This is a genomic window from Mycobacterium sp. E3247 (genome assembly GCF_001667785.1).
Taxonomy (GTDB): domain Bacteria; phylum Actinomycetota; class Actinomycetes; order Mycobacteriales; family Mycobacteriaceae; genus Mycobacterium.
Genome location: NZ_LZJG01000546.1, coordinates 1 through 12,443, shown reverse-complemented (window position 1 = coordinate 12,443; position 12,443 = coordinate 1). Strand labels below are relative to the sequence as shown.

Annotated in this window: 9 protein-coding genes; 5 read left to right on the top strand and 4 right to left on the bottom strand. The window is 68.7% G+C overall.

Annotated elements, in window-relative coordinates:
* Window positions 1-43: 43 nt before the first annotated feature.
* Window positions 44-535, bottom strand: a complete 492-nt coding sequence (locus tag A9X04_RS27705; protein ID WP_067927964.1) for a carbonic anhydrase — start codon at window positions 533-535, stop codon at window positions 44-46.
* Between the two features lie 190 nt (window positions 536-725).
* Between A9X04_RS27705 and A9X04_RS27700 the strand changes: the two genes are divergently transcribed.
* The 4 genes from A9X04_RS27700 to A9X04_RS27685 are packed head-to-tail and all read left to right on the top strand — an operon-like array spanning window position 726 to window position 6,121.
* Window positions 726-1,703 (top strand): ABC transporter permease, encoded by a 978-nt coding sequence (locus A9X04_RS27700; RefSeq protein ID WP_067927907.1) that lies wholly within the window; start codon window positions 726-728, stop codon window positions 1,701-1,703.
* Window positions 1,700-2,626 carry an ABC transporter permease gene (locus A9X04_RS27695; protein ID WP_067927905.1) on the top strand — a complete coding sequence of 309 codons (927 nt, stop codon included), beginning with the start codon at window positions 1,700-1,702 and terminating at the stop codon, window positions 2,624-2,626. The genes A9X04_RS27700 and A9X04_RS27695 overlap by 4 nt, the downstream gene beginning before the upstream one ends.
* Window positions 2,623-4,461, top strand: coding sequence for an ABC transporter ATP-binding protein (locus A9X04_RS27690; protein ID WP_067927902.1), 1,839 nt, complete (start codon window positions 2,623-2,625; stop codon window positions 4,459-4,461). Before A9X04_RS27695 ends, A9X04_RS27690 begins: the two co-directional genes overlap by 4 nt.
* A 25-nt stretch (window positions 4,462-4,486) precedes the next feature.
* Window positions 4,487-6,121 (top strand): ABC transporter family substrate-binding protein, encoded by a 1,635-nt coding sequence (locus tag A9X04_RS27685; protein ID WP_067927899.1) that lies wholly within the window; start codon window positions 4,487-4,489, stop codon window positions 6,119-6,121.
* On the opposite strand, the gene A9X04_RS27680 is transcribed toward A9X04_RS27685, so the two are convergent.
* The 3 genes from A9X04_RS27680 to A9X04_RS27670 form a co-directional block, all read right to left on the bottom strand.
* On the bottom strand, window positions 6,108-7,349 hold the full coding sequence (locus tag A9X04_RS27680) for an alpha/beta hydrolase (RefSeq protein WP_067927897.1): 1,242 nt from the start codon (window positions 7,347-7,349) through the stop codon (window positions 6,108-6,110). The two genes, A9X04_RS27685 and A9X04_RS27680, sit on opposite strands and share 14 nt — an antisense overlap.
* A 97-nt stretch (window positions 7,350-7,446) precedes the next feature.
* Entirely contained in the window at window positions 7,447-10,068 is a 2,622-nt protein-coding gene (locus A9X04_RS27675; RefSeq protein ID WP_067927895.1) for an ATP-binding protein, read from the bottom strand.
* Window positions 10,065-11,216 (bottom strand): exonuclease SbcCD subunit D, encoded by a 1,152-nt coding sequence (locus tag A9X04_RS27670; RefSeq protein WP_067927892.1) that lies wholly within the window; start codon window positions 11,214-11,216, stop codon window positions 10,065-10,067. The genes A9X04_RS27675 and A9X04_RS27670 overlap by 4 nt, the downstream gene beginning before the upstream one ends.
* A 181-nt stretch (window positions 11,217-11,397) precedes the next feature.
* On the opposite strand from A9X04_RS27670, the gene A9X04_RS27665 reads away from it, so the two are divergent.
* Window positions 11,398-12,443 (top strand): 13E12 repeat family protein (locus tag A9X04_RS27665; protein WP_156764565.1); only part of this gene is annotated, 1,046 nt, incomplete at its 3' end.

Below are 12,443 nucleotides of genomic sequence, written 5' to 3'. Positions count from 1 at the left end.
CGTCGCGAAGGCCCTCGCGACCTACAATGTGGGCCGACTACAGCTAGACCTTGACTTCCTCGAGCTTCCCCGTCGCGACGTCGAAGACGAATCCGCGCACGGACTCGTGCTTGGTCACGAACGGGCTGTTCTCGATGCGCCGCAGCGACTGCCGGACGTCCTCGGCCACGTCGGGGAAGGCTTCGGGTGCCCACGGCGGCTTGACGCCGGTCTCCTCTTGAATGGCGCGCTTGAAGTCGTCGTCGGTGAAGGTCAGCATTCCGCAATCGGTGTGGTGGATCAGGATGATCTCCCGGGTCCCGAGCAACCGCTGACTGATGGCCAGCGACCGGATCACGTCGTCGGTGATCACCCCGCCGGCGTTGCGGATGACGTGGGCCTCGCCCTCATTGAGACCGAGGGCGCGGTACACGTCGAGCCGGGCGTCCATGCAGGCGACGACCGCGACGTGTTTGGCCGGCGGCATCGGCAGCGGGCCGTGGAAGCTGCTCGCATAGTGGGCGTTGTTGGCCAGGAAGTCGTCGGTAACCGTCACGCAAGCCTCCTCGGAATGTCGCAGCACTCGGAGTTGCTACCCGCATCGGTGCCGCGGTGATGTTAACAACGGGCCATCGTTCATTGACGCATGAAAATCAGCGGGATCACAAGGATCGACCGCCGAACCGGGCCGGTGCGGGCCGGAATCGTTAACCTGTCCCAATGCGGGTCGGGCGGTGCGATCGGGGATGATTCGCTTCTTGGCGCGCCGGTTGCTCAACTACGTCGTGCTGCTGGCGCTGGCATCGTTTCTCACGTTTTGCCTGACATCGGTGGCCTTCCGCCCACTGGACAGCCTGTTGCAGCGCAGTCCGCGGCCGCCGCAGTCCGTCATCGACGCCAAGGCGCACGCGCTCAACCTCGACAAGCCGATACCGATCCGCTATGCGCAGTGGGCCTCGCATGCCGTGCGCGGCGACTTCGGCAAGACCATCACCGGACAGCCCGTCGGCGCCACACTCTGGCGGCGCGTCGGGGTCACCCTGCGGCTCCTGGTCGTGGGGTCGCTGGCGGGCACGGTGCTGGGCATCGTGGCCGGGGCCTGGGGGGCCATCCGCCAATACCGAATGAGTGACCGCCTCGTCACGATGGCGGCGCTGCTGGTGCTGAGCACTCCGACGTTCGTCATCGCCAGCCTCTTGATCCTCGGCGCATTACGGGTGAACTGGGCTTTGGGCGTGCACCTTTTCGACTACACCGGGGAAACCTCGCCCGGCGTGGAGGGCGGGGCCTGGCATCAGTTGGTGGACCGGTTGCGGCACCTGATCCTGCCCACGCTCACCCTGACCTTGGCGGCCGCCGCCGGGTACAGCCGTTATCAGCGCAACGCGATGCTCGACGTCCTGGGCCAGGATTTCATTCGCACCGCGCGCGCCAAGGGGCTCACCCGCCGGCGCGCACTGGTGAAGCACGGACTGCGCACGGCGCTGATACCGTTGGCCACCCTGTTCGCCTACGGGGTCGCCGGCCTGGTGACCGGCGCGGTGTTCGTGGAGAAGATCTTCGGCTGGCATGGCATGGGCGAATGGCTGGTGCAGGGCATCGCGACGCAGGACACCTACATCATCGCCGCCATCACGCTGTTTTCCGGCACGGTCGTGCTGCTGGCGGGCCTGCTCTCCGACGTCTTCTACGCAGCTCTCGATCCCAGGGTGCGGGTGTCATGACGGCCGAGCCCAAAGTGGAAGGCGCTCAGGGTATCTCGTCCCCGAAACCATCGGAGTTCACCTCGCGCCGCACCCTGGTGCTGCGCAGGTTCGTGCGCAACCGGTTGGCCGTCACGGCGCTCACGCTGCTGGTGCTGCTGTTCGTCGGCTGCTACGCGCTGCCGGGCCTGCTGCCGTATTCCTATGACGACCTCGACTTCGACGCGCTGTTACAACCGCCGAACGCCCGGCACTGGCTGGGCACCAACGCGCTGGGTCAGGACCTGCTGGCACAGATCCTGCGGGGCATGCAGAAGTCGATGCTGATCGGTGTGTGCGTGGCGGTCATCTCGACCGGCATTGCCGCCACGGTCGGCTCGATCGCGGGCTATTTCGGTGGCTGGCGGGACCGGGCGCTGATGTGGCTGGTCGACCTGCTGTTGGTGGTGCCCAGCTTCATCCTCATCGCGATCGTCACTCCGCGAACCAAGAGCTCCGCCAACATCCTGTTGCTCGTCTTACTGCTCGCCGGCTTCGGCTGGATGATCAGCTCGCGCATGGTGCGTGGCATGACCATGAGTCTGCGTGAACGCGAATTCATCAGGGCCGCACGGTACATGGGCGTTTCGAGCCGGCGGATCATCCTGCGCCATGTGGTGCCCAACGTGGCCTCGATCCTGATCATCGACGCCGCCCTCAACGTCGCGTCGGCCATCCTGGCCGAGACCGGGCTGAGCTTTCTCGGTTTCGGGATTCAGCCGCCGGACGTTTCGCTGGGCACGTTGATCGCCAACGGCACCCAGTCCGCGACCACCTTCCCGTGGGTGTTCCTGTTTCCGGCGGGGGTGCTGGTGCTGATCCTGGTGTGCGCCAACGTGACCGGTGACGGCCTGCGCGACGCGCTGGACCCGGGCAGCGGCATGTTGCGGGGCGGCACCCGTTGAACGCGCTGCTCGAGGTGGCCGACCTGGCCGTCAGTTTCCCGACGGACGGTGACCCGGTGACCGCGGTGCGCGGCATCAGCTACAGCATCGCCCCGGGCGAGGTCGTGGCCATGGTCGGCGAATCCGGTTCGGGCAAGTCGGTTTCGGCGATGGCGGTGGTCGGTCTGCTACCGGAGTACGCGCGGGTGCGCGGCTCGGTGCGGTTGCACGACACCGAGTTGCTGGGCCTGGGCGACGACGCGATGTCGCGGTTCCGCGGCAAGGCGGTCGGCATGGTGTTCCAGGATCCGATGTCGGCGCTGACGCCCGTCTACACAGTCGGGGACCAGATCGCCGAGGCGATCGAAATTCACCAGCCGCACGTGGGCAAGAAGGCCGCCCGCCGCCGCGCGGTGGAACTCCTCGACTTGGTCGGTATCGCTCAGCCCGAACGGCGTGCCCGCGCGTTTCCGCACGAGCTGTCCGGCGGCGAACGACAGCGGGTGGTCATCGCGATCGCGATCGCCAACGACCCCGACCTGCTGATCTGCGACGAACCCACCACCGCGCTCGACGTCACCGTGCAGGCGCAGATCCTCGAGGTGCTCAAGACGGCGCGCGACGTCACCGGCGCCGGCGTGCTGATCATCACCCACGACCTGGGCGTGGTCGCCGAGTTCGCCGACCGGGCGCTGGTCATGTACGCGGGCCGGGTCGTCGAATCCGCCGGGGTGCACGACCTGTACCGCGATCGCCAAATGCCCTACACCGTAGGCCTGTTGGGCTCTGTCCCGCGGCTCAACGCCGCGCAGGGCACCCGGCTGGTGCCCATCCCGGGCGCGCCCCCGTCGTTGGTCGGACTGGAACCGGGCTGCCCCTTCGCGCCGCGCTGCCCCCTCGTCATCGAGGACTGCCGCGCGGACGAACCGGACTTGCTCCCCGTCGGCGCCGGTCACCGGGCGGCCTGCATCCGCACCGACCAGGTCAACGGACGCACCGCCGCGGAGATCTACGGTGTCAACACCGAGGCGCATGCCCCCGCGTCCGGCGACTCGTCGGTCGTCGTGCGGGTGCGCGATCTGGTCAAGACCTTTTCCCTGACCAAAGGTGTGGTGTTGCGCCGCAGCGTCGGCGAGGTCCGCGCGGTCGACGGCGTCAGTTTCGAGTTGCAGCAGGGCCGCACCCTCGGCATCGTCGGCGAGTCCGGCTCGGGCAAGTCGACCACGCTGCACGAGATCCTGGAATTGGTTGCGCCGCAGTCTGGTTCGATCGAAGTGCTCGGCACGGACGTGGCAACCCTGACCGCGTCGCAGCGGCGATCGTTGCGGCGCGACATCCAGGTGGTGTTCCAAGACCCGGTGGCGTCACTGGACCCCCGGCTGCCGGTGTCCGACCTCCTCGCCGAGCCGTTGCTGGCCAACGGCTTCGGAAAGAGCGAGACCAACGCGCGCGTCGCCGAGCTGCTCGACATCGTGGGACTGCGCCGAGCGGACGCCGCCCGATATCCCGCCGAGTTCTCCGGCGGGCAGAAGCAGCGCATCGGCATCGCGCGGGCGCTGGCGTTGCAGCCCAAGATCCTGGCCCTCGACGAGCCGGTCTCCGCCCTGGACGTCTCGATTCAGGCCGGCATCATCAATCTGCTGCTCGATCTGCAGGAGCGGTTCGGCCTGTCGTACCTGTTCGTGTCCCATGACCTTTCGGTGGTCAGACACCTCGCGCACCAGGTCGTGGTCATGTATGCCGGCACGATCGTGGAGCAGGGCGACAGCGGGCAGGTGTTCGACAACCCGCGGCACGAGTACACCCGGAGGCTGCTGGGGGCCGTGCCACAACCGGATCCGAGCAGACGTGTCTAGGCGGGTCGCGACGGCGATCGTCGTTATGGTGCTGACGGTGTCCGGTTGCTCGCCGGCCATCAACCTGGCGCCCGAAAGCGGCCACAGCGCGGAGATCGGCACCACCAGCGACATCAACCCACAGGACCCCGCCACGCTGCGAGACGGCGGCAGCCTGCGGCTGGCGCTCAGCGACTTCCCGCCCAACTTCAACATCCTGCACATCGACGGCAACTCGGCCGAGGTCGCCGCGATGATGAAGGCCACCCTGCCCCGGGCCTTCGTCATCGGCGCGGACGGCTCGACCACTGTGGACACCGACTACTTCAGCAGCGTCGAACTCACCGGGACCGCACCGCAGGTGGTGACCTACACGATCAACCCGCGCGCGGTGTGGTCCGACGGCACACCGATCACGTGGGAAGACATCGCCAGCCAGATCCACGCGTTGAGCGGCGCCGACAAGACGTTCGAGATCGCCGGGCCCAGCGGCGCGGACCGGGTCGCGTCGGTCACCCGGGGTGTCGACGACCGGCAAGCCGTGGTGACCTTCGCCAATCCGTACGCCGAGTGGCGCGGCATGTTCGCCGGTAACGGCATGCTGCTGCCCAGGAGCATGACGGCCACGCCGGAGGCGTTCAACAAGGGCCAGCTCGAGGGGCCCGGCCCGTCGGCGGGCCCCTTCATCGTCACGTCGCTGGACCGGACGACACAGCGGATCGTGTTGTCGCGCAACCCGAAATGGTGGGGTGCCCGGCCGCGACTGGACAACATCACCTACCTGGTACTCGACGACGCCGCGCGGCTGCCGGCCCTGCAGAACAACACCATCGACGCGTCCGGCGTCGGTTCCGTCGACCAGCTGACCATCGCGCAACGCACGAAGGGGATCTCGATCCGGCGCGCCCCCGCGCCCGCATGGTCTCACTTCACCTTCAACGGCGCCCCGGGATCGATCCTGGCCGACAAGGCGCTGCGCCTCGCGGTGGCCAAGGGCATCGACCGCCGCACCATCGCCAAGGTCGTCCAATACGGCCTCACGAGCGATCCGGTGGCGTTGGGCAACCACATCTACGTCGCCGGGCAGAAGGGCTACCAGGACAACAGCGCGGTCGTTCCCTATGACCCGGAGCAGGCCAAGCGGGAGCTCGACGCCCTGGGCTGGAAGCTGAACGGCCAGTTCCGGGAGAAGGACGGTCGCCCGCTGGTCATTCGCGATCTGTTCTATGACGCCCAGGGCAGCCGGCAGTTCGCCCAGATCGCCCAGCACAGCCTCGCGCAGATCGGCGTCAAGCTCGAACTTGTGTCCAGGTCCGGCAGCGGGTTCTTCACCAACTACATCAACGTCGGGGCTTTCGACATCGCCCAATTCGGTTGGCTCGGCGACGCTTTCCCCCTCTCGGCGCTGACGCAGATCTACCTGTCGGGCGGGGAGAGCAACTTCGGAAAGATCGGCAGCCCGCAGATCGACGCGGCGATCGAGCGGACCCTGCAGGAACTCGACCCCGCCAAGGCGCAGGCGTTGGCCAACGATCTCGACAGACTCATCTGGGCCGAAGGGTTCAGCCTGCCGCTGACGCAGTCGCCCGGCGACGTCGCGGTCCGCAGCACGCTGGCCAACTTCGGCGCCGCCGGTCTAGGCGACCTGCGCTACACCGCCATCGGGTTCATGCGCGGGTGATCCGGCGCAGCCTCGCGGGGATGGGCAGGGCGCCCTCGACGAGGGCGGCCACCGCGATCGCTTTCCACAGCAGGCGCAGCTCCGGGCGCTCCGGAAGCGCGTCCAGCGCCGGTGCTTTCGCGGCGAGCCCCTCGAGCTCGCCCCGCCATACCGCTCGCGCGATCTCGATCGCTGCGGGCTCGCGAAAGTCCAACGCGCTGTGCGCCATGCTGGGCAGCTTCAACAGCACCGCGTGGGGCAGCAGCGCGGCGACCCGCTCGGCGACCGCCGGTGGAGTGATGAGGTCGCGGCCACCGGAAACCACCGCGGTGGGCCAGCCGAAATGCGGCATCTCGGCCGCCAGGTCGTAAGGCTCGTCCTCGAAAGTCGCCGTCTGGGTGCGCGCTTCGCGTTCGGCCACGGCGGGGTCGAGCGGCAGGCCGTCGGGTTCGGCGGCGTAGTTCAGCTCGCGGAACGCGATGCGGCTCACCAAGTCTTCCTCGTAGCGAAACGGCAGGTTGCTCAGCGTGGCGAACCGGGATAGTAGCCACCACAACAGCTTTCGGCCATCCAGCAGTAGGTCGAGTTGCCGCTCGAGCAGCTCGGCACCGCCGTACCCGTAGATCGTCGCCACCACCTGGGTGGCCGCCGCCGTCATCACCCCCGCGTCAACGAGTTTGCGCATTTTGGGCGCCAGCGCGGCGGTTTCGGGGCTGTCGCCGCGGAGCAGGAGCCGACGGATCGCGCGACGGACGATCACGATGTCATGCCGCGACAGCAGCGGCGAATCGAGGATCATTGCCCGTACCCGGCCCGGATGTTGCACGCCGAACCCGGACGCGATGTACGTGCCGTACGACGCACCGTAGATGACGGCCAAGTCGACGCGGGCATCGTCGAGCACGGCGGCGATGTCGTCGACGACCTGATTCACGGTAATCGCTTCGGGGGGCAGATCCTCGCCGGAGTCGTCGTGGCGGGACATGCCCACTCCGCGGTGCTCGATCATGATGACGTCCAGGCCGGCCGCGGCCGCGCGACCCCGCAACCCCCGATACATCTGCACCGAGGCCACCCCGGGACCCCCCGGGATGATGACCAGCGGGTGCGCAGATTTACGCCCGGTGCGCACGTAGTACAGATCAAACTCTTCGCGGCTATCCGGGGAGATCGGCCGACGCACGGGCCGCACACCGGGCAATGCCGCGAGCTTCTCCTGCACCCGGCGCCGCTTCGCATTCATCGTCATCGGTGTCGGCCCGCCATGGCCCCATTCTGCCGGGGCCCTCGCCGGGCACCATCGCAGCGCTCCCCGCGCGACGCTTGGCGCACCTGTGCGCGCAGGTCTAGGCGCTGAGGTCGATGCGGTGCGCGCCCTTGACGCCGTCATACCGGTCGGGGCTGCAGGTGAGCACGATCACCTGCCCGTGCGTTCCGACCGTGTCGAAGACCTCCCCCATCTTGGCCAGCCGGTCGGGATCGGTGAAGCCGAGCGCGTCGTCGACCACCACCGGAACGGCGTCCTCCTTGGCGACCAAAGCCGCGCCCGCGAGCCGCGCCAGGATGGCGAGTTGTTCTTTGGCCCCGCCGGACAGTGATTCGTAGGGCACCGTGACGCCGTTGAGCGTGCGACTGCGGATGCAAAGGTCGCTGTCGATGTCGACCTCGAACGTGGGCCCGAACACCGGGCGGCCGAGCCGTTGCAGCTCGGCGCGATAGGGCTCGACGTACCGCTGCCGGGTGGTGTCGCGGTGGCGGGTCATGACCGAGCGCAGCAGCCTCGCGGCCCTGGCCCGGCCGCCAACCCGGATGTGCTCGCCGGCCGCGTGCTCGCGTTCGGATTCCGCGGCGTCGAGCTTGCCCTGGCGGCCCTCGCTGCCGAACACCGACAGTTCGATGGTGACCTCGCGCAACGCGCGGGCGGCGTTCTCGTAGCGCTCGCGGAGTTCCTCTGTTTCCTGTGTGGCAGCGGTCAATTCGGCATGCACCGCGTCCGGACTCGCCGCCGCCAGTCCCTCGGCGAGCTCGGCGTGACGAAGCTCAGCGGCCCGCGCCGCTTGTTGCGCGGCGTCGGCCGCCGACGCGAGGTCGTCGTCGCCGGCCGATGCCCGCTCTCGGGCCAGCCTATCGGTGGCCGCGGCGAGTTCACCGCGCTGGGTCTCCAGCGTGTTCTGGAGAACGGTTGCGCGGGTGGCTAATTCGGTGAGCCGCGCGGCGGCGGCGGTGGCGTTCCGGCGGCGGTCGTCGCAGTGCGCAACCGCGGCCAGGCGCGTGGTCTCCAGCGCATCGAGTTCGGCGCGGGCGGCGTCGACGTCCGCAGCGGGAAGTTCCACCCCGGACGGTTGGCCGATACGCAGCTCTGCGAGCCGGGAACGCAGCTGGTCGATCTCTTCGTCGCCGCAGAGGCCGGCCAGGGTGGCACTCAGCTGGTCGCGGCTACCCTGCAGCTCGCGGCGACGGCGATCGGCGGAGCGGGCGGCCGCGAGGTCGGCTACCCGGCCCGCTGCCAGCGCGGTGGCCAGCTCTTCTTGTGCTGCAGCGTGTTTCGCCTGGACATCGAGCGTCGTCGCGCCTGGAGTGATCCGCGCAGTCAGGACCCCGGGGACCTGCACGGCGGTGGGTCCGGTGGTCGTGAGGGACCAGGTCTGCCCCTCGGCCAACGAGACCCGCTGTTCGCCGACGGCGAGTTCCACGTCCGCTGCGGCGGTGAACTCGACGACGGCGGACGTCGATGCCAGCTGGTCGCCGGTGCGATCGACCGCCGCGGCGGCGTCCTCGATTCGTCGCAGCAGCTGTTCGGTGACGGCGACATCGGAGAGCGCGGCGCACACGTGGTCGCGGTCCTGCTGGATGGCCTCGATCTTGGCCAAGCGGGCGCTCAACCGGTCGGCCTCCTCGCGGTCGGCCAGCGCAGCGACGGCTCGGCGGGCGGATTCCGCGCGGTCATGCAGGTCCGCAAGCGCCTCGGTGGCCTTGCGGGCCGCGACGTCGGCGGCCTCGGCTTCGACGTGCGCGGCCGCATGCTCATCGGTCGCTTGTTGCGTTTGAGCCTCGACGGCCGCGACACCGGCTGTGCGGACGTCGATTTCGGCGAGCAGTTGCAGCCGTGCATGGTGGGCGACCGCCGCCGCGGCGCTCGTGGCCGCCGCGGCCGCAGCGATCAACTCGGCCTCGCGCGCCTGGCCGGCGAGTTCGTCGATCTGTTCCGCGGCCTCCCGGGCGGCGGCGAGGCGCGGTCGGGCCGCGATGCGACGCTGCGACAACTCGGCGACCTGTTCGGTCAACACTGCATGCCGGCACACCCGCTCGTCGACCTCGGCCACCGCCGCCGCGCACTCCGCGACCGCCGCCTCGGCGTCTGCCAGCCGGGTGATCGCCGCGGCCCATTCACCCGTCGGGCGCCCGGTGGGAGTGAAGTAGCGGCCGTATTCGGCGTCGATTCGCTCGATGAGCAGCGGCTCGGTGCCGGAAAGCGCCCCGGTGTCGCCGGCCGCCACATCCAGCGCGCGCGAGAGCGCGTCACAGCCCGACAAATCCACCGCCGCGGTCGACGCTGACTGCAGCACCCGTTGGGCGTGCCACAAATCGCTGTCCACCGTCTCGGCCAGCATGGCGCGGACGCGTTCGTGCGCCTCGTCGCCGGTGAGCTGTTCGCGGTGCGGCGCCTGGATCGTCAGCTCGGTTTCACACTTCTTGTGAAAACGCTTGCGGTATACGAATCGATAAGGGCCGCAGCTTAATTCGGCGCTCACCTCGGAGCCGACGTCACTGTTGGTGGGTTTGACCTGCTTGACTTCCTTCTTCGTCGAACGGTCCCTGGACTCGAGCAGTAGGTCCAGCGCCTCGATCATGGACGACTTGCCGATTTCGTTGGCCCCGCACACCACCACGACGCCGTGGTCGGGGAACTCGATCTCCCGGTGGGCGATGCCGCGGTAATTCGTCAGGACCAGGCGGTGCAACTTCATGCGGCGCCCCGGTCGGTGAGGCGCAGCAACAGCGCCAGTGCCGCCTGCGCGTCGACGGCCGTCTCGGAGTCGCCCTCGCGCGCCGTCACCACCAACTCGTCGACCGCCGCGGCCGCGAATCCCCCGATACCGAGATCGCTGAATTCGCCGTCGGCCGGAATGACCGCCAGATCGGTGTGGCGGTCCCACAGGCCGAGCCAGGCGTACAACCGCGCGTACTTGTCCAGGCAGGCATCGAGCGCGGCGCGGTCGGTGACCGTCAGTGATCCGGTGAGCGCCAAGCGCACCACCGTGCGGTCCTTGTCGGTCATCAGGTCCAGGTTCATGTCGAGGTCGACGATGTCGCGGCGGGTATCGACCTGTCGATGCAACGTGACGAACCGCCAGCGGCCGACATGCCGCGATTCCACCTTGACGGCGCGGTCGGGGTCCGTTTCGTCGATGTCGATGATGAGGACGTGGCCAGGGTCCGATTCCACGTCGTCGAAGTTGGTGACTTCCGGCGCCCCGGAGTACCAGACCCGGCCGGTGTTACCGACGCGCGTGCGCGAATGCTTGTCGCCCAGTGCCGCGTAGTGCACCGCGCCCGTCGCCAGCGCGTCGTCGAGGGCGGTGAGCCGGATCAGTGAAGGCTTGTCGCGATCCGGGTCCAGCACGTCGACCCCGCCGTGCGCGACGAGGATCCGGGTGACGGGTTCGGGGGTCAGCGCCTCGAGGGCGTCGGCGACCAGGTCGGTGGTGGGGGCTTTGGATCGCCATGGCGCGGCGACGATCTCCAGCCCGGGCCGCACCTGATGAACGCCGGCCCGGTCGAGGACGATCACGTTGTCTGGGCGTTCGGCGGTGAACAGCGCGCTGGTGTAGACGGACGAGGCATCGAGCGGATCATGGTTGCCGGGCAACAGGTAGACCGGAATTCCGATGGCGCGCATGGCTTCCAAGGACTGCCCGACGACCCGCGGGGGAAGCTGATTGTGTTCGAAGACATCACCGGACACCACGACGAACTCGGCGCCCACCTCCGCCGCCAGCGCTCCCAGACCGGCCACCGCGTCACGCCGGGCCGCAGAGTAGCGCGGCTGGGCGTCCCCGGCGAGGAAGTGCCGGGTCATGCCGAGCTGCCAGTCTGCGGTGTGCAGGAATCGCATGTCGGCGGCCCCCTTTCGGATTGCGTGGTTACAGGGCATCGCGAGCTTATGTCCGCGCACCGACAAGACGCGGGACCTCGACCGGCAGGTCTCCGAGCGGCTATTTTGCGGATTTTTTTGAGTGTGCATCTGTGGCGGTTTCGAGCCGATTTTTGTCGGTGGGGGTGGCTAGTTTGGCGGTGTGAGTCCAAGTAGTCATCCGGATGTCGACGCGGTGTTCGACGACCTCGATGCGGTCTTGGCCCGCGCCCGGGCGTTACCGGTTGACGCGATGAACGTCGCGCAACAGCTGGCGATGCTGGAGCGCTGCGAGAAGGCGCGCCGCCAACTGCCGGCCATCGAACACCCGGTGATCAACAACCTGGCCCGCCAAGCCACTCCTGAGGAGTTGGGCGGCACCCTGCCGCACGCGGTCGCCGAGGCGACGTTGATCAGCCGCGCCGAGGCCTCGCACCGAGTAAAAGAGGCCGCTGATTTGGGGCCGCGGCATGGGTTGACCGGTGAGCCGCTGGAGCCGCTGCTGCCGGCCACCGCGGCCGCCCAACGCGCCGGGACACTGGGTGGCGGGCAGGTGGCGGTGATTCGCCGCTTCTTTCACCGGCTGCCCGGCTGGGTGGACTTCGGCACCCGCCAGGCGGTCGAGGCCGACCTGGCCACGCACGGAACGCAGTATCGTCCCGAGCAATTGGCCGAGCTCGCCGACCATATCGCCGACTGCCTCAACCCCGACGGCACCTACACCGACGACGACCGCGCGCGGCGGCGGGGGTTGATGTTGGGCAAGCAGGGCGCCGACGGCATGTCCGAGCTGCGCGGGGCGATCAGCCCGGAGTTGCGTGCCACCGTGGAGGCGGTGCTGGCCAAGCTGGCCGCACCCGGCATGTGCAACCCCCTCGACGACACCCCCCGCGTGGGCGGCGCACCGAGCCAAGACGCGATCGACCGCGACGCGCGCTCAACGGCCCAACGCAACCACGACGCGTTGCTGGCCGGGCTGCGTGGATTGCTGGCCTCGGGAAAACTGGGTCAGCACAACGGCTTACCGGCCTCCATCGTCATCACCACCACCTTGGCTGAGTTGCAGGCCGCCGCCGGCACCGGCCGCACCGGTGGGGGCAGCCGGCTCCCCATCAGCGACGTGATCCGCCTAGCCCGCCACGCCCACCAACTTGTTGAATTGGGAGCAAGAGAGCGTGGCCTGCAGCCATGCTTCTCTAGGCGGTGGCC